Genomic DNA, 17,718 nt, shown 5'->3' on the forward strand with positions numbered 1-17,718 from the left:
ACCCCCTGTATTCTCTAAGCTCAATAAATATAATTGTATCTGACCACTCGGTTTCTTCCTTCTTGTTTGGCTTGGTATAACGCTTTATCGCTCAGCTTGTACAGCTTATTTATCCAGATCTCCTGATCCGGCATGATCGTAATTACACCTATACTAACTGTATAACCTTGTGAGAGTTTTTGTGTGGACGTCTTCATTACTGCCTCTCGTAACGCTTCAGCTTTCCGGTCACAGCTAGCTTCATCAAGCCCGCAAAGTATAACTGCAAATTCCTCGCCGCCAAGCCTGCCGAATAAATCGCTGTTTTCGAGGTTGTCCTTAATCGTCAATGCGAATTCTTCCAGAACAACATCACCGGTATCATGGCCGTATGTATCATTGATTTCTTTGAAGTGATCCAAATCCAGCAGCATAAACGAAAAGTACTCCTGCTCAGCAACTGCCTTCTCAAGCCGTACCTCAGCTTCCTGAAGAAATGCTCCACGGTTAAGGATTCCAGTCAGATCATCGTAGCTAGCGATTCGTTTCAGTTTTACAAAGGAATGCTCGTTAGAAAGTAGAATAAAGCCTGCGGCTCCCACAATCAATAATAAATACATCCCCAGGTAATATAAATACTGCGAAAGATTAGTTGTGAACACGTTCATCTCTGGCTCCCAGATCAGTGCAACAATCGCGCGGAGCAGCATAATCCCTGCAAAAGCGTAAAATAATATTCCGAGTATCTTCTGAAGAGGGGTGCCTTTGGGGTTCACCGTGAGGTGGTAAGCTGGATAGACAATAAAAAGTATCGACCATAGTGAGGTGCAGGCTATGCGCCAGCTGGAATGATGGAAGAAGACGGCAACAATACTAAAAGTAATCGAACTAAGTATGGAAAGCGTTATGTAATACAACTTTATCCGCTGCCCAAGAATGCCCATCATCAGCAGTAAAGCAATAATCTCCAGACAGCAGCCTAGAAGAATCAAAGCGTTGCTAAGTGGAATGGATAACGCACGGGGAATATGGCCCCATAATAATAATGAACACCAGAAGAGCAGCTGCACCGCCTTAGAGCGTATGAATAATGTGGATGCCCTGTCTTTAGGAGCGCTCCTCCGGTAATTGGTTATCTGCACCAATATAAATAGGTTTCCAAAAATAAATAAATACACTAACGTTTTGATATCAAGCTGGGAGTCCATGAGTCACCACCTACACGGAAAAATTGATCCTCTACTGACAGCACTATAGCACTCAATGGCCGGTTCAGCAAATACCCTATTTATTTCATTTTTTAGAATGTACATACACCGCTTAAGTATACAAAAAAGCACTTCCCCCTGCACGGAGCTCGGGGGAAGTGCTATGGTCAAGAGAATATGAATATTCTCGTGTAGGCCTGTGTTTGTATTAACGCTTCTTCAAGCCGTCCGCCAATGCGTATCCAACCTTCCAGATATCGCCTGCGCCCATCGTAATCACCAGGTCACCTGGGGCAATACGAGGTTTCAGATCAGCAAGCACATCTTCTTTGGTTGGCAGATGTCTTGCGCCAGCGTTACTGTTCTGCACAATAAGCTCAACCAGCTTCGCAGATGTAACCCCCTCAATCTGCTTCTCACCTGCCGGAGAGTAGATGTCGGTAATGATCACTTCATCTGCTTCGCTAAAGGCGCGGCTGAAGGCATCTAGCAGGAAGAACGTACGTGTATACCGCTGAGGCTGGAATACGGCAATAATCCGTTTCCCCGTTGCCTTAGCAGCACTGATTGTCGCCTGAATTTCAGTTGGGTGATGCGCATAATCATCGATGACCAGAATGTCATCGACTTCTCCGAGCACTTGAAAACGGCGCTTCGCACCATGGAATTTCACAATCGCTTCAGCGATTTTCTCAAAAGAGATTCCTGATTTCAAACAAGCGATAACCGCAGCCATTGAGTTATACAGATTGTACTGACCTGGCACGGACAGTTCAATTTGTCCCAATACTACGCCATTATGGTTCATCGTATACGAAACCTGACGGTCGCCAAGAACGATGTCTGTTGCAATATAATCTGCTGTCTTCGACTTGATGCCGTAAGTAATCACCTTACCTGACACTTCAGGCAATAAAGAAATCACGTTCTCGTCATCTGCACACACAATCGCAGTGCCGTCTTCACGTGTCTGGTTCATAAACTGTACGTAAGCAGCCTTGAGACGGTTAAAATCTCCGCCGTAATTCTCCAAGTGATCTGCTTCCACATTCGTGACAATTCCAAGCCAAGGATGATAGTGCAAGAAAGAGCCATCGCTCTCATCCGCTTCCGCCACTACATAATCGCCTTGTCCTGCCTTTGCATTCGTACCGACATTCATAATCTCTCCGCCGATAATATACGTAGGATCAACTTCACACTCTTCCATTACAAGCGCGATCATGGAGGAGGTAGTTGTTTTACCATGCGCTCCGGCAACGGCTACCCCTTTACGTTCGTTCAATAAACGAGCCAGCATTTGTGAGCGGTGCAGAATTGGAATCTTAAGACGCTCTGCTTCCACCCATTCCACATTATCGCTGGACAAAGCCGTAGAGTACACGACCAGATCCGCACCTTTTACTTGTTCTGCTGTATGCCCAATATAAATTTTGGCACCTTTAGCAATCAATTTATCCGTCAATTCTTGGGCAGCCACATCGGAGCCCGTAACCGTATATCCCATTTCTAGCATTACTCGGGCAATCGCGCTCATACCGTAGCCGCCGATCCCTATAAAATGCACACGTTCAGTAGTATCCAACAGTCGTCACCAGCCTTTTTCAGTATCGGGTTGCTGCAAAAGTGTACCGCGCACGTCAGAAATCAAATACAGCGTACCAGATACGACGGCAAGGTCATCCTCCGCTGTAATCGACTTCAGTTGTTGCAGCGCTTTTCCCCAATTATGTTCTACTATGATTACCAAGTTTTCCTTGGCATATTTATCCCGCAGACTTTCTGCGATAACCTGCAGATGCTCCGCGTCCATTTTGTTCTGGAAATCCGGTTCGGTCAGGATGAGCGTATCCACTATAGGCAGTATATGCTTAAAGTAGGATTCATGATGCTTATTTGCCATCATTCCCATAAGTAAATTTAATTTACCGTATTTATAGAGCTGTGGCAGGCTTTTGGCAAGGCTCTCCGCGCCTTCCGGATTATGTGCTCCATCCAGTACAATCCTCGGAGATTTACTTACCTCTTCCAGCCTTCCAGCCCAAAATGCATGACGCAATCCTTCCAGAACATCTTCATCCTCTAGCATGAACGCCATATACTGGCGCAAAACTTCAAGAACCATCATGGCTCCTGCTGCATTGCTAATCTGGTGTTCGCCTTTCATCACAATCCCAAGTTCAAGCGAACGGAAGGGACCCTTAAAGTTAAAAGTCTGCACATCCGCATGGATTCCAGTAGCTTCATAGCTAAAATCTTCTCCGGCAAGATAAAGAGTAGAGCGGCAAGCCGCCGCTTTCTCCTTGAGTACAGCCACGACTTCCGGTTGATTTACGCAGCTAACAACGGGTACACCGGGTTTGATAATTCCGGCCTTCTCCATTGCAATCTTCTCAAGCGTATCACCCAAAATATCCATATGGTCATGGCCGACATTTGTAATCACCGACACGATCGGAGTAACGATGTTCGTTACATCCAGCCTTCCCCCAAGCCCAGTCTCCCATACGACAACATCCGGACAAGAAACACCCGCAAAAAATAGAATGGCCACAGCTGTAGTTACCTCAAACATCGTTGGTGAGCCAAATTCCGTTTCTGCAATCTCATCTACCAAAGGACGAAGGGTATTCACTAGCTCAAGAAGAGTTTCTTCAGGAATGTCCGTATTATTATATTGGAACCTGTTCGTGAACTTCGTAATATACGGAGACGTGAAGGTGCCGACAGAATAGCCGCTTTGCAAAAGTGCGCTTGTCAAAAAAGCACAGGTGGAGCCTTTGCCGTTGGTACCCGCCACATGAATAAATTTCAGCCGACGGTGCGGGTTTCCCAGCTTGTCCATCAACATCTCAATTCTGTCTAAACCTGGCCGGATTCCAAAAGGAATCAGGCCCTTGATCCAGTTAACCGCTTCGGTATATGTCGCAAGAGGGGCGGTGCTCCCGCCCCGATTTAGGTCATCCATGTCTCTTATCCTCTCAGCTCTGCTATGCGGGCAAGTACTTTCTCACGTTTGGCAGAATAATCTGCCTGCTTCGCCTGCTCCTCTTCGATAACTTTTGCGGGAGCTTTGGCTACGAAGCCCTGATTGCTCAACTTTTTCTCTACGCGTTCTACTTCGCTGTTCAGCGTCTGCACTTCTTTTTCCAGACGAGCGATTTCTTGTTCAATATCAATTAGCCCCGACAAAGGCAGAAGCAGTTCCGCTCCCGTTACTACAGCGGACATTACCTTGTCTGGCGTTTCCGGATTCAGACCAGCTTCGAAAGAAGAGGTATTGCAGAAACGTCCAATGTAGTTGTCGTTACGAGTAATGATGCTCAGCGTTTCTTCATTGCTCGCTTTAATAATCAATTCAACCTTCTTGCTCATCGGTACGTTCACTTCAGCACGGATATTACGAACTGCCCGGATTACATCCATCAGCAGGTTCATTTCCGCTACCGCTTGCGGGTTCTCCAGAGCAGCATCATACTCAGGCCATGCAGCCAGAGTAATTGTCTCTCCTTCATGCGGCAGATGCTGCCAGATTTCCTCCGAAATAAACGGCATAAACGGATGAATCAAGCGCATCGTGCGGTCGAGTACATAAGCAAGTACGGACTGTGTCTTCGCTTTGGCTGCGGCATCCGTTCCGTAAAGCGACAGCTTCGCGAACTCAATATACCAGTCACACAAATCGTCCCAAATGAAGTTGTACAGCTGGCGGCCGGTCTCGCCGAACTCGTACGAGTCAATTAGACGCGTAATTTCACGAGAAGTTTCGTTCAGGCGGTGCAAAATCCAACGGTCAGCCGTACTTAGCTCACCAGTAATGTCAATATTCTCGAAGCTAACTCCTTCAAGATTCATAAGGGCGAAGCGTGACGCATTCCAGATCTTATTAGCGAAATTACGCGCCTGCTCTACCTTTTCCCAGCGGAAGCGTAAATCCTGACCCGCTGTGCTGCCGGTAGAAATCATATAACGCATAGCATCTGCGCCGTACTTCTCGATAACCTCGAGCGGATCTACACCGTTGCCGAGTGATTTGGACATTTTTTGTCCTTCAGCATCCCGTACCAAACCATGCATCAATACGTCGGAGAATGGTTTCTCTCCAGTGAATTCCAGTGCCGAGAAGATCATCCGCGCTACCCAGAAATAAATAATATCGTAGCCCGTTACGAGCACATCGTTCGGATAGTAACGTTTGAAATCTGCGCTGTCTTCATTCGGCCAGCCTAGGGTTGCAAACGGCCAGAGGTTGGAGCTAAACCAAGTATCCAGAACATCCTCGTCCTGTTTCAGGTCGGTTAGGCCGCTGATCCGGCGCGCTTCTTCCTCATCATTCGCCACAACCAGCTCACCGGTAGATTCAGAATACCAAGCCGGAATACGATGTCCCCACCAAAGCTGACGGGAAATACACCAGTCGCGTACGTTTTCAATCCAGTTCAGGTAGGTTCTTTCGAACCGTTCAGGTACAAAGTTAACCCCATTACCATCCTTCTGTGCATTGATGGCAGCTTCGGCGAGCGGCTGCATCTTCACGAACCATTGTGTGGACAGGTACGGCTCAACAACCGCTCCTGAACGTTCACTGTGTCCAACTTGATGCACATGATCTTCAATGGAGATCAGAACGCCTTGCTCCTTCAGATCCGCTGTGATGGCCTTACGGCATTCACTCCGGTCTTGACCTTGGTAAGGTCCTGCTTCTTCGTTCATTGTGCCGCTCTCATCCATTACGTTGATCTGCGGCAGATTATGACGTTGACCTACCTCGAAGTCATTTGGATCATGAGCTGGCGTGATCTTAACCGCACCGCTGCCAAACTCTTTATCTACATACTCGTCAGCGATAATTGGAATCTCCCGGCCGATAATCGGCAGGATCAGCGTTTTGCCAATCAGATCTTTATAACGATCATCCTCAGGATGAACAGCAACTGCCGTATCACCCAACATCGTCTCCGGACGTGTGGTCGCTACAGTGATATGTCCGCTGCCATCTTTAAGTGGGTAACGCAGATGGTACAGATGACCGTTAACTTCCTTATATTCAACCTCGATATCCGACAACGCCGTACGAGCCGCCGGGTCCCAGTTGATGATACGTTTACCGCGGTAGATCAAGCCTTTATTATAAAGCTTAACAAATACCTCGCGAACTCCCTTCGACAAACCCTCATCGAGGGTAAAACGCTCGCGGGAGTAGTCAAGGGAAAGTCCCATTTTAGCCCACTGCTCATGAATGGTGTTTGCGTATTTGTCTTTCCAATCCCACACCTGCTCCAGGAACTTCTCACGTCCGAGGTCATGTCTGGAAATCCCCTGCTCGCGCAGCTTCTGCTCTACCTTCGTTTGTGTTGCAATACCTGCGTGGTCCGTACCTGGCAACCAAAGCGTATCGAAGCCCTGCATCCGTTTGGTACGAATCAGGATATCCTGTAATGTGAAATCGAGCGCATGCCCGATGTGCAGCATTCCTGTTACGTTTGGTGGCGGGATCACAATGCTATAGGCTTGAGCATCCGGACGCTGGCCTGCACGGAAATATCCGCCCTCTGTCCAGTAGGAATACCACTTCTGTTCTGCTGCCTTCGGATCATACGTTGTTGGCATCTCGTTTTTAGATTCATTCGTAGCGGCAGCATCTGCCGCTGTTAGATGGTTTTGGTCAGCCATTCTCTGATACCTCCACTAGTTTACTTGTAGTTGCTTATAGTTGTTAATAAAGTTGCTGTATAGAGCGCACAGGTCTCTGAAAAAAACAAAAAGACCCCTCGTCTCAAAGGACGAAAGGTCATTCTTTCGCGGTACCACCTTTGTTTCGCGCCAATGAAAAATAAAACTACACTTCTTACCCAACGGATTCAGAAGCTTAGCGCGACACTCGTACAGATAACGGCTGCTACCGGCCACAACCTAACTTATCCTTCATAGATATGAAGATAAGCTCAGAAGGGCGACTCCGGGGCGACTTCGGGGGCTGTTTCCTACGGAATGTCACAGCACTTGCAATTCCGCTCTCTGAAGGGCTGACCGCCTACTCTTCCCGTTCCCAGTCTTTACTTAGATATTGCTTACTCCATAATACATTTTGAGCCCCCCCTAGTCAACCTGGATACGCCTTTGCAGCGGGACTTTAGGCTGAATTTCGACTTATTTCTTCTGAAGCATTCATTCCAACAATGAAACAGCAAAAATCCCGACCCTAATACCTGATCGGGATTCACCTATTCATTTGTGTACGCATCACGATTCGATTACGGGATGTACAACACTTGGCCTTCCTCTACACTCTGCCCGGACAAGCGATTATACATCACCAGCTCCCGCGCACTTAGCTGATACTTCTCTGCAATGGTATCCAGTGTTTCTTCACGCTGTACAATACACAGCCGAACTTTGCGGAACATGTTAGCTCCGTCCGCGCTGGCAATGAATCTGCTCTTCCATTCCGTATTATTACCAACCTCTGGAACGTCCACTGCTGCAGATGTGTTTCCTTCCGACTGCAGAGCTTCCTGCTCTTTACGGACACGACTGGAGCTTAGTAAAGAGGAGAAGGTGAGATGTTCTTTTTCCGGAACCTCTGCTTCTTTTTTACTGCCCAAGGCGATCTTAAGATCTTGTTGTTTCTCTTCATGAGGAAGCACACTTTCCTGTGAAACAAAAACTTCGTTCGCATTCTCATGGATGGGTTCAGCATTCTCATCCTGTTCATGAAGCTCATGATTAGCCTCACTCTCAGAAGCAAATACAGGTATATCTTGATTCGCTTCTGCACTAGCCGTTGGAACAACGGTCTCTCTAGAAGCAAAAGAATATTCCTCTTCCGGCTGCTGCTTCTCTTCGCTCACATAACTTGCTTGATTCAGCTGGGACACTTCAGCTTCCTTGATCTGTGGCTCGGCTTTAAACCAGTAATCGGATAAACCCGCTTTGGCATCCTCTGCTTGTGACTCTAGACTATGTGTCCGGGCTTTTGCGCCCTTGTCCTTCTCCTGAGCGGATGAGAAATTGACTACAGGGGACGTATGAGCCGCTCCGCTTGAGACTAGTAACTCCTGTGCGTCCTCAGCCGCATCGGCCTGTTCATGTTCTTCTACAGCAACCTGTGATGCATCTTCACCAAAGGTCCACTGTGAATTTTCATAAAGGGTATCATTTTCGTGTTCTTGGTGCTCAGCAGTTGCTTCTATCACCCTGTCATCATTAACAGGAGAATAGGCGACTGTATACTCCTCTTGCTGCCAGGCCGGTTGAGGTTGAGGATCCGTACTACCGATCCCCCGCAGCGATAGTACGCCTGTTATATTCACAGTGCGCATCGTGAGCAGATCAATATCAAAATTCTCGATCTCCACCCCAATATCTTCAATCGAGCTGACGCGTGTAAGCGGAACAGTGATTTCGACGGGAATGGCATGCTCCAGACGTTGTGTTCGGTCATCTTCACTCCGGTAAAGCCCGGTAAGCAACAGCTGACCATATAACTCGGCCCGATCCTCCCGCTGAATCACCTGAATTTCCGGAAGTAGTTCAACCTCCTCCAGCTCAGCTATTCCCGGAAGCTCTTCCGAAAGGTGAATGCGTTCGTAAATATCAAACCGCAAGCCGTGGGACTGATCAAACACGGGATATGTCCTCCTTCTTGGCATAATCTAACCCTGAGACAGGCCCAGAGCATAAGCCCAAAATGTTACTCCCCACATGTATATGCTTCAAACAGAGAGGCATGACAACTTTGGTAGTACTAACCGGACAGGATGCTAATAAATTTCATGAATTTAATAGCTCACCGAACCTTCAGCCTGCTGATAGATGCACTACTTCGTAAGAACAAAGTATTATATGCTGCTTTTATTAATAAGACATGGATAGATGTTTTTTTTCTGAAAAAAAATAGAAAAAGAACAGCAGAACCAGCTTTTGCTGATTCTACTGTTCTTTAGTTGCTTACGTATCCGTCAGGGTGCTTCAGACAGCAGCTCTCGCAGCTGCAGCATATCCTCCGGCCACGGATCGCTGACTTCCAGCTGTTCTCCGCTCCAAGGATGGCGGAAGGACAACGACTCGCCATGCAGGGCATGGCGGCCGGCAGCGCTGGAAGCCCAAATCGGGCCGCCATATAGTTCATCCCCATACAAGGGATGACCCATATGGCTGAGATGGACGCGAATCTGATGCGTCCGCCCAGTCTCCAGCTGCACATGCACCAGGCTTCCGCCATGCAGTGCCTCGCGCTCGATGATTCGCGTCACGGCAGATTGTCCGCCGGGCGAGACCCGTCTGCGCGCAGCGTGATGCCGGTCGCGCCCAATCGGGGCATCGATCACCTTAAGCGCAGGCGGCACGATGCCTTCAACGATCGCGGCATAGTGTCGCGAGATGCTTTTTTCACGCATATTCTCGTCCAGAACTAACTGTGCGAACTCATTTTTCACATACATCACCGGACCCGTTGTATCTTTGTCCAAGCGGTGAATATGGCGCACAGCCACACTCTCGCCGGAAGTGATATAATGTGCAGCTACGAGGTGATCCAGAGTTACACCTGTTCCACTGCCATCTGGATGAACCGCCATCCCAGCTGGTTTATGAGCTACCAGGCAAAAATCATCCTCGTACAGCACCTCAAGCTCTTCCCATATCGGTTCAATCCCCGCTTCACGATCGGGAAAAAGTGCCAGCCGAAGCCGGTCACCTTTCCACTGAATACCTCCCTCGCGGCGTAACCGCAGATGAAGTTTCTCGGGCATGCACACAGTTTCTAGCAGCCACTTATCAATCGTCGCCTGCGTATCCTCAGCTCCAGTAATGATTTTGCCGGGTGTTACCTCCAGCCATTCTCCACGCCGAGTCCAAGCGCCACCACCGGTTGTTTCTCCGGCTCCGATGCTCAAAGGGCCTTCAGGGCATTATAATGGCCCTCAATGGTATCATCAATATCCTGCTCACTATGTGCAGCCGATACGAACATACCCTCAAACTGTGAAGGTGGCACACTGATGCCTTGGCTCACCATATGACCAAAATAACGACGGAAAAGATCCGTGTCACTCGTCTTAGCCGTTTCAAAATTGATTACAGGTCCTTCAGTGAAGAATGGACAAACCATTGATCCTACCCGGTTGATCGTGAGCGGAATGCCAGTCTCAATTGAATTCTTTTTCAAACCCGCTTCCAGACGTGCACCCAATTGTTCCAGACGATCATATACTTCCGGGGTCAACAGCTTGAGCGTAGTATATCCGGCTGCCATCGCCAATGGATTACCACTAAGTGTGCCCGCCTGATAAATCGGTCCAGTAGGAGCGATTTGCTCCATGATCTCTCTTTTGCCGCCATAAGCACCCACTGGAAGTCCGCCGCCGATAACTTTGCCAAAACAAGTAATATCCGGAGTAATCCCGAACAAGCCTTGAGCACAGCCACGATTAACACGGAAGCCTGTCATAACCTCATCAAAAATAAGCAGCGAACCATTGTCAGAAGTTAATTTACGAAGCCCTTCCAGGAAGCCTGGAAGCGGTGGAACAACGCCCATGTTGCCGGCAATCGGCTCTACGATCACTGCGGCAATCTCATTGCCAAAACGTTCGAAAGCAATCTGAGTGGACTCCAAATCATTGTAAGGAACCGTAATGGTATTCATTGCAACGCCTTCTGGGACACCCGGGCTATCCGGCAAGCCCAATGTAGCTACACCAGAGCCAGCCTTAATAAGCAGACTATCGGCGTGACCGTGGTAGGAGCCTTCAAATTTCAAGATTTTGCTGCGCCCAGTGTAACCACGTGCCAAACGAATCGCGCTCATCGTAGCTTCCGTTCCAGAGTTAACCATGCGCACGATATCTACAGATGCCACTCGTTCAACAACAGTTTTTGCCATTTCCGTTTCGAGTAGCGTTGGAGCGCCAAAGCTTGTCCCTTTTACCGCCGTCTCCTGCAATGCCTTCACAACCTCAGGATGCGCATGACCCATAATCAGCGGACCCCATGAGAGCACATAGTCGATAAAGCTGTTGCCGTCGATATCAAAAATACGCGAACCTATCCCATGATCCACATAAATCGGAGTCAGACCTACGGATTTAAACGCCCGTACAGGGCTGTTCACCCCGCCGGGAATATATTGTTTTGCTTCATCAAAAGCCTTCCGGGACGCTTCCTCTTTACGCGCCATTGGCACATTACTCATGTATCTTCACTCCTATTCTCTTCTTGGTTACACAAGCTTGTACAAACATATATTAGCTGCCGCGATGTCGGTGTGATGAAGATTAGCCGCGCAGCCAGCGGGCTGCATCTTTTGCAAAATAAGTAATAATAATGTCCGCACCAGCGCGTTTCATGCCCGTCAGCATTTCCAGCACAACGGCTTGCTCGTCGATCCAGCCTTGTAATGCCGCTGCTTTTACCATGGAATATTCTCCACTCACATTATAAGCCACCAAAGGAAGATCAAACTGATCACGAATCGTACGAATCACATCTAGGTAAGCCAGAGCTGGCTTCACCATTAACATATCCGCGCCTTCCAACACATCGGATTCTGCTTCACGGAGCGCTTCTCGCAGATTGGCAGGGTCCATTTGATACGTTTTGCGATTCCCGAATTGTGGCGCTGAATCCGCTGCTTCGCGGAAAGGGCCATAAAATGCCGAAGCATATTTGACCGAATACGACATAATCGGCACATGCTCAAAACCGTTCTCATCAAGTCCCGCACGAATCGCGTGAACGAATCCATCCATCATGTTGGAAGGGGCGATAATATCTGCTCCAGCTTTTGCTTGGGATACCGCCGTACGAGTCAAAAGCTCCAGCGAAGCATCGTTGATAACATCGCCATGTACCACACCATTCACCGTATGCGTATGCACCATTCCACAATGTCCGTGATCCGTAAATTCACAAAGGCAGGTATCTGCAACGACCAACAGCTCTGGGTACCACTGCTTGATCAAGCGAGTAGCCTCTTGCACAATTCCATCCTCTGCAAAACCGGAAGAACCGATAGCATCCTTCGTCTCAGGAATCCCGAACAACAATACAGCCGGGATGCCTAGTGCGGCGATCTCGTCCACTTCTGCTTTTAACGTATCCAGCGAAAAATGATACACGCCCGGCATCGAGCTAATCTCATTCTTCACACCTGTTCCATGAGTCACAAAAATAGGCTGTACCATATCCAGCACATTCAGTATCGTCTCCCGCACCATGCCACGAATTCCAGCAGAACCGCGCAAACGGCGGTGACGTGTAATTGGAAAGCTCATTTGTTCATCCTCCTGAAAAATAAAATATAAAACCAAATTATGTGTCTGGCAGCAAACCACAACTAGCCGCAGCCAAGTCCAAATTAGCCGCAACCAAACCGCCGACCACTGGCTAACTGCGTATAGTTGTAGTTTGTGCAACTATCTCGATGTTTTGTCCTAATTGTAAGCTTTAGTTGCATTCTCTACAGTTATTTATTACAAAAGAGCGAAGATTCCTCATTTAGCGGATATTTAATTGTACATACTACAACTAAACTCGACTTTAGCTGATATATAGGAAATTTAATTGTATGAAGTACAACTAAAACTAAAATTCAAGCAGATCTGATCACATTAACCTACTGCATATTCTCTACATACCAGTTAGTTTACAACCAAATATTATACTCCGAACTCCATAAGTAACTACTTTCGGAGTTCAATTTATATGTTACTTGAAGGTTGCGATGTGGCACTTTTGAGCGTAGATATAACGGCGAGCAAACCAACACATGCAATTAGTAAATGTAAGCGCAGACTCAACTACCAATTCACACGTAAACCCAACTATTTAGCAACTACCAGCTCACATGTAACCACCAACTATTCAGTAACTACGAACTCACATGTAACCACCAACTATTTAGTAACTACGAACTCACATGTAACCACCAACTATTTAGTAACTACGAACTCACATGTAACCACCAACTATTTAGTAACTACGAACTCACATGTAACTACGAACTATTTAGTAACTACGAACAAAACTCTAGCCTGTAATGTAACTAATTATAAGCTGAGCGCTATATTTCTAAGCAGGCACTGCCTTTCTCCGTTGAACAGCTACTACTCTCCCCGCAGAGTAATCAGCTTCTACCTTCCCACCAGAAAGTAAGCTAAACAAGCCAAGCTCACCAGTAAACTATTGCTTCGTTCTATCCTCGATCCGAGCGCTACTGCAGCTGAGTCTCCGCATTCCAGCGGCAGAGCTCCTGCACCAAACCATCTATGGTTGCCTCTTCAGGCAAGAGTCCCGGTGTCAGTCCCGCGTCTACCGCAGTCTGCTCCGTTAACGGGCCGATGCAGGCGATTTTCACGTTTGCAAGTAGCGGGAGCGGATCTTCAAGTCCCATCCGTTTCAGGATGTGTATGAAATTACGCACGGTTGACGAGCTGGTGAAGGTTACCGCGTGTACGCGACCTTCCTCTAGCAGCTTCAACAACTCGTCGTCATCCTCACCAGTGACAACCGTCTCATAAGTATCCACGTCTGTCACCTGAAGGCCAAGCTCTCTCAGCTTGTCCGGCAGCCAGTCCCGCGCCAGATCGCCGCGCGGCAATAGCACGTTCTGCCCCGGCAGCAGCTGGGGACCGAACGTCTCAATCAGACCTTCCGCCTGAAACTTCGCCGGAAGTTCCTCAGCGATCACCCCGCGCTGAGCCAGCGCGGTGGCTGTGCCTGGCCCCACCGCTGCAATACGCGCGCGGTGTAGCCCGCGAATGTCCGCCCCCAGCTCCGCCAAGTGGCGCCAAAAAAACTCCACGCCGTTCGGGCTAGTGAAGAATACCCAGTCGTACGATTCCAGCGCGCCAAACGCCGCTGCAATCTTCGCCTTCTTCTCTGCCCCTTCCGGCATGATCGTCTCGATCACCGGGAACTCGTAGGGTTCCCCGCCGAGTTCTTCAATTCTATCCACCAGCTCGCTTGCTTGGCTGCGAGCCCGTGTCACCACGATGCGTTTGCCGAATAACGGCATCGCCTCGACCCACTTCAGCTGCTCACGCTGCAGCACCACGTCACCGACGACGATGACTGCCGGCGGCTGAAAATCCGCCGCCTTCACCTTCGCCTCAATATCGGCGAGGGTTCCCGTCAGCGTCTCCTGATCCGCGCGGGTGCCCCAGCGCACAAGTGCCACTGGTGTTTCTGGCGGCCGCCCGTGCTTGATCAGCTGAGCGCTGATATAACCTATTTTAGCTACGCCCATCAGAAACACTAACGTTCCCGTGGCGTTCGTTACTTTATCCCAATGAATGGAATGATCCAGTTTATCCGGACTCTCATGCCCGGTGATAATCGAGAGGGAAGAGGCATGATCGCGGTGCGTAACAGGTATACCCGCATAGGCAGGCACACTGATCGCTGACGTGATGCCTGGTACGATTTCGTAATAGATCCCATTTTTGCGCAGCAGCTCCGCTTCTTCACCCACCCGGCCAAAAATCGTAGGGTCCCCACCCTTAAGCCGCACCACTGTTTTCCCCTGTAAAGCCAAATCAACTAACAATTGATTAATCTCTTCCTGCTTCATCGTGTGGCGATCCGGCAGCTTACCTACATAAATCTTCTCCCCGCCGGGTTTCATGCATTTCAGCAATCTAGGACTTGCCAAGCGATCATACACCAGCACGTCGCTTTTTTGGATACACTCGAGGCCTTTCACAGTAATCAGCTTTGCGTCCCCGGGACCTGCACCTACCAAATAAACCTTCCCCGTCAATCCACTCATCCCCTAACGTCTGACAGAATCTTCTCCGCTCCTCTTGCAATCAGCTTTTTAGCGACTTCTTCGCCGAGCTGTACCGGGTCAATCCCCGTGCAAGTTTCTTTCAAAATCGTTGAACCGTCCGGTGTTCCCACCATCCCCGTTAACGAGATTACTTTGTGCTCAGCGGTAGCAGCTTTGGCGGCTGTGTCAAGCACCGCATGAGCACCAATCGGCACTTGGCAGCCGCCGTTTAGCACGCCAAGGAACGTGCGCTCCGCGGCTACCGTCAATGCCGTATCGGCATCGTTGTATAATGCCAGCAGCTTCCGCAGTTCAGCGTCATCTGCGCGGCACTCGATGCCGAGTGCGCCCTGCCCTACAGCGGGCAGGCAAACCTCCGGCGGCAGGTAGGCGCTCACGCGATCCTGCCAGCCCATGCGCGACAGCCCCGCCGCTGCCAGCAGGATTGCGTCGTATTCGCCGCTCTCCAGCTTGCGCAGCCGCGAGTCAATGTTGCCGCGCACGGGCTCAATGACCAGATCAGGCCGCAGCGCAGCGAGCTGGCTGGATCGGCGTAGGCTGCTTGTGCCTACGCGTGCACCCTGAGGCAGCTCGTCTAGCGAGACGCCTCCGTTAGAGATCAAAACATCACGCGGATCGACACGCTTCGGCACAGCACCATTGATCAACCCATCCGGTAGCTCGGATGGCATATCCTTCATGCTGTGCACCGCCATGTCGATTTCTTTTTCCAGCATCGCTTGCTCGATTTCTTTCACGAACAACCCTTTGCCGCCTACCTTGGATAAAGTAACGTCAAGAATGCGGTCACCTTTGGTGACGATCTTTTTCACTTCAAAAGTAAATCCAAAACCATGCTCCTCGCTAAGTCGCTCCAGATCAGCAATCACATGTCCCGTTTGCGTCAACGCAAGCGCGCTCTGTCTACTCCCCACTATAACCTTACGCATTGTCCATTCCTCCTGGTAACGTTCGCCTCTTACTCTTCACCACAGAACCTTGCACTAGAAATCCAAACCCAAACTAACCAATTAACTACTCTCACTCTAAAAAAGGCATTATTGCCTTTGAATTCGCTACTTCGGATGACTCCCACCAACCTGAGGCATTCTTGCCTTTCATTTGGCTCCTTCGGCGACTGTGGCTCGTTTAGAGGGCATTGTTACCGTTCATTCCGCCATCACAGCTACTTAAGTCCAATTCAACGGGATTTATACCGTTCATTCCACCAATCCAGTTACTTCAACCCAGTTCAACGGGATTTATACCGCACATTCCGCCATTCCAGCTACTTCAAACCAATTCAACGGATTTATACCGTTCATTCCACCCTCTAAGCCACTTCAGCCGAATTCAACAGTATTTATACCGTTCATTTCACCAAACTAGCTACTTCAACCCAATTCAACGGGATTTATACCGTTCATTTCACCATTCCAGTTACTTCAGCCCAGTTCAACGGGATTTATACCGTTCATTTCGCCATTCCAGCTACTTCATCCCAATTCAACGGGATTTATACCGTTCATTTCGCCATTCCAGCTACTTCAAACCAATTCAACGGGATTTATACCGTTCATTCCACCCTCTAAGCTACTTCAACCCAATTCAACAGTATTTATACCGCTCATTTCGCCATCCTAGCCACTACGAGCCAATTCAACAGTATTTATACCGCACATTCCGCCATTCCAGCTACTTCATCCCAATTCAACGGGATTTATACCGTACATTTCGCCATTCCAGTTACTTCAACCCAATTCAACAGTATTTATACCGTACATTCCGCCATCCTAGCCACTACGAGCCAATTCAACGGGATTTATACCGTTCATTTCACCATTCCAGTTACTTAAACCCAATTCAACGGGATTTATACCGTTCATTTCACCATTCCAGCTACTTCAACCCAATTCAACAGTACTTATACAGTACATTTCGCCATCCCAGCTACTTAAGCCGATTTCAACAGTATTTATACCGCACATTCCGCCATTCCAGCCACTACGAGCCAATTCAGCCATTCATTATGGTTACCCAAACAACCGCTCATCACTTCATATCTTAATCTAACCCAATTTTCTAATCTTTACAGTGTCCATGCGCACTTTTACACCAACCGCTGCTCAGCAATCCAAGCGTCCATATCCTCCGGGCTCCACGCTATAAAGGTACCCTTGCTCATCTCGTTCAACACATCCAGCGCCCCAAGCTTCCGCAAAAGCCTTCCACGAACTTCAGCAGAAGGTTCTTTTTCCTTAATCCGGGTTCGCATGGCATGCACAAAATCCAAATATGGCTCATACGCCGCATCCAGCGCTTTTTCAAGCACATTTTTGATCTTCGTTGCCGCAAGCGGGCCAGCACCCGAAGTAGATACAGCTACCGTCAAACGTCCCCTCCGAACCACTCCAGGCGTGATAAAGTTTCCCGCTTCGGCATGGCTGGCCACATTTACATGAATTCCAAGCCGTCTAGACTCCCGCGCAACCTCTTCATTAACCGCCCTATCGTTAGTGGCTGCATATACGAGAAAGGCCCCACGGAGATCTCCGGGAGCATAAGTACGGTCCATCCAGATCAGGAGACCTTTTTCAGCTAGAGAATTAAGCGAATCTGTCAAAGAAGGACTAATCACCTTAACCACCGCTCCAGCTTCCAACAGCCCGCTCACCTTACGTTCAGCCACGACACCACCGCCAATAACCACACAGTGCTGCCCTTCACAATCCAGCATTATGGGTAAATAACGCTTCATGC

The 17,718-nt window shown here is 48.8% G+C and carries 13 protein-coding genes and 1 pseudogene; 3 read left to right on the top strand and 11 right to left on the bottom strand.

Annotated elements, in window-relative coordinates; genetic code table 11:
- Positions 1 to 20: 20 nt before the first annotated feature.
- From NSS82_RS26245 to NSS82_RS26265, 5 genes are all read right to left on the bottom strand, one after another.
- Positions 21 to 1,187, bottom strand: coding sequence for a GGDEF domain-containing protein (locus tag NSS82_RS26245; protein ID WP_076272784.1), 1,167 nt, complete (start codon positions 1,185 to 1,187; stop codon positions 21 to 23).
- A gap of 208 nt (positions 1,188 to 1,395) precedes the next feature.
- Complete coding sequence (gene murC, locus NSS82_RS26250; protein WP_036685137.1) at positions 1,396 to 2,772, bottom strand: UDP-N-acetylmuramate--L-alanine ligase; 1,377 nt, start codon at positions 2,770 to 2,772, stop codon at positions 1,396 to 1,398.
- A 6-nt stretch (positions 2,773 to 2,778) separates the two neighbouring features.
- Positions 2,779 to 4,155, bottom strand: a complete 1,377-nt coding sequence (locus NSS82_RS26255) for a bifunctional folylpolyglutamate synthase/dihydrofolate synthase (RefSeq protein ID WP_076272785.1) — start codon at positions 4,153 to 4,155, stop codon at positions 2,779 to 2,781.
- 5 nt (positions 4,156 to 4,160) lie between these two features.
- The gene (locus NSS82_RS26260; RefSeq protein ID WP_051491372.1) at positions 4,161 to 6,860 is read right to left on the bottom strand and encodes a valine--tRNA ligase; all 2,700 of its coding nucleotides are present in this window, start codon (positions 6,858 to 6,860) and stop codon (positions 4,161 to 4,163) included.
- Positions 6,861 to 7,441: 581 nt separating this feature from the next.
- Complete coding sequence (locus NSS82_RS26265; protein ID WP_076099454.1) at positions 7,442 to 8,815, bottom strand: LysM peptidoglycan-binding domain-containing protein; 1,374 nt, start codon at positions 8,813 to 8,815, stop codon at positions 7,442 to 7,444.
- Between the two features lie 147 nt (positions 8,816 to 8,962).
- Here NSS82_RS26265 and NSS82_RS26270 point away from each other — a divergent pair, with 147 nt between their 5' ends.
- The gene (locus tag NSS82_RS26270) at positions 8,963 to 9,133 is read left to right on the top strand and encodes a hypothetical protein (RefSeq protein WP_178944221.1); all 171 of its coding nucleotides are present in this window, start codon (positions 8,963 to 8,965) and stop codon (positions 9,131 to 9,133) included.
- Between the two features lie 15 nt (positions 9,134 to 9,148).
- Here the strand turns inward: NSS82_RS26270 and NSS82_RS26275 are convergent, their stop codons facing one another.
- The 3 genes from NSS82_RS26275 to hemB all read right to left on the bottom strand — a co-directional run bounded on the left by NSS82_RS26275 (position 9,149) and on the right by hemB (position 12,463).
- Positions 9,149 to 10,084, bottom strand: coding sequence for an RluA family pseudouridine synthase (locus tag NSS82_RS26275; RefSeq protein ID WP_256718533.1), 936 nt, complete (start codon positions 10,082 to 10,084; stop codon positions 9,149 to 9,151).
- Positions 10,081 to 11,382, bottom strand: coding sequence for a glutamate-1-semialdehyde 2,1-aminomutase (hemL, locus tag NSS82_RS26280; RefSeq protein ID WP_370510546.1), 1,302 nt, complete (start codon positions 11,380 to 11,382; stop codon positions 10,081 to 10,083). The genes NSS82_RS26275 and hemL overlap by 4 nt, the downstream gene beginning before the upstream one ends.
- Positions 11,383 to 11,464: 82 nt before the next feature.
- Complete coding sequence (gene hemB, locus NSS82_RS26285; RefSeq protein ID WP_076099453.1) at positions 11,465 to 12,463, bottom strand: porphobilinogen synthase; 999 nt, start codon at positions 12,461 to 12,463, stop codon at positions 11,465 to 11,467.
- A gap of 430 nt (positions 12,464 to 12,893) precedes the next feature.
- Between hemB and NSS82_RS26290 the strand changes: the two genes are divergently transcribed.
- Positions 12,894 to 13,343 carry a hypothetical protein gene (locus NSS82_RS26290; RefSeq protein ID WP_143763176.1) on the top strand — a complete coding sequence of 150 codons (450 nt, stop codon included), beginning with the start codon at positions 12,894 to 12,896 and terminating at the stop codon, positions 13,341 to 13,343.
- A 58-nt stretch (positions 13,344 to 13,401) separates the two neighbouring features.
- On the opposite strand, the gene cobA is transcribed toward NSS82_RS26290, so the two are convergent.
- Positions 13,402 to 14,949, bottom strand: coding sequence for a uroporphyrinogen-III C-methyltransferase (cobA, locus tag NSS82_RS26295; protein ID WP_076215606.1), 1,548 nt, complete (start codon positions 14,947 to 14,949; stop codon positions 13,402 to 13,404).
- Between the two features lie 5 nt (positions 14,950 to 14,954).
- A complete protein-coding gene (hemC, locus tag NSS82_RS26300; RefSeq protein ID WP_076215580.1) occupies positions 14,955 to 15,908 on the bottom strand; it encodes a hydroxymethylbilane synthase in 954 nt (317 codons plus the stop codon).
- Between the two features lie 454 nt (positions 15,909 to 16,362).
- Between hemC and NSS82_RS32740 the strand changes: the two are divergent.
- Positions 16,363 to 16,602, top strand: a pseudogene (locus NSS82_RS32740) (DUF1720 domain-containing protein); the annotation flags it as partial.
- A 466-nt stretch (positions 16,603 to 17,068) separates the two neighbouring features.
- On the opposite strand, the gene NSS82_RS26305 reads toward NSS82_RS32740, so the two are convergent.
- Complete coding sequence (locus NSS82_RS26305) at positions 17,069 to 17,716, bottom strand: precorrin-2 dehydrogenase/sirohydrochlorin ferrochelatase family protein (RefSeq protein ID WP_076272786.1); 648 nt, start codon at positions 17,714 to 17,716, stop codon at positions 17,069 to 17,071.
- Positions 17,717 to 17,718: the final 2 nt, after the last annotated feature.

Source organism: Paenibacillus sp. FSL H7-0735 (genome assembly GCF_038008505.1).
GTDB lineage: Bacteria > Bacillota > Bacilli > Paenibacillales > Paenibacillaceae > Paenibacillus_AQ > Paenibacillus_AQ odorifer.

What these genes read in the sequence shown, in the direction of transcription:
- hemB (WP_076099453.1), bottom strand. Translation starts at nt 12,463, where the DNA reads ATGAGCTTTCCAATTACACGTCACCGCCGTTTGCGCGGTTCTGCTGGA.
- NSS82_RS26255 (WP_076272785.1), bottom strand. Translation starts at nt 4,155, where the DNA reads ATGGATGACCTAAATCGGGGCGGGAGCACCGCCCCTCTTGCGACATAT.
- hemC (WP_076215580.1), bottom strand. Translation starts at nt 15,908, where the DNA reads ATGCGTAAGGTTATAGTGGGGAGTAGACAGAGCGCGCTTGCGTTGACG.
- NSS82_RS26270 (WP_178944221.1), top strand. Translation starts at nt 8,963, where the DNA reads ATGAATTTAATAGCTCACCGAACCTTCAGCCTGCTGATAGATGCACTA.
- NSS82_RS26260 (WP_051491372.1), bottom strand. Translation starts at nt 6,860, where the DNA reads ATGGCTGACCAAAACCATCTAACAGCGGCAGATGCTGCCGCTACGAAT.
- NSS82_RS26245 (WP_076272784.1), bottom strand. Translation starts at nt 1,187, where the DNA reads ATGGACTCCCAGCTTGATATCAAAACGTTAGTGTATTTATTTATTTTT.
- hemL (WP_370510546.1), bottom strand. Translation starts at nt 11,382, where the DNA reads ATGAGTAATGTGCCAATGGCGCGTAAAGAGGAAGCGTCCCGGAAGGCT.
- NSS82_RS26305 (WP_076272786.1), bottom strand. Translation starts at nt 17,716, where the DNA reads ATGAAGCGTTATTTACCCATAATGCTGGATTGTGAAGGGCAGCACTGT.
- NSS82_RS26290 (WP_143763176.1), top strand. Translation starts at nt 12,894, where the DNA reads ATGTTACTTGAAGGTTGCGATGTGGCACTTTTGAGCGTAGATATAACG.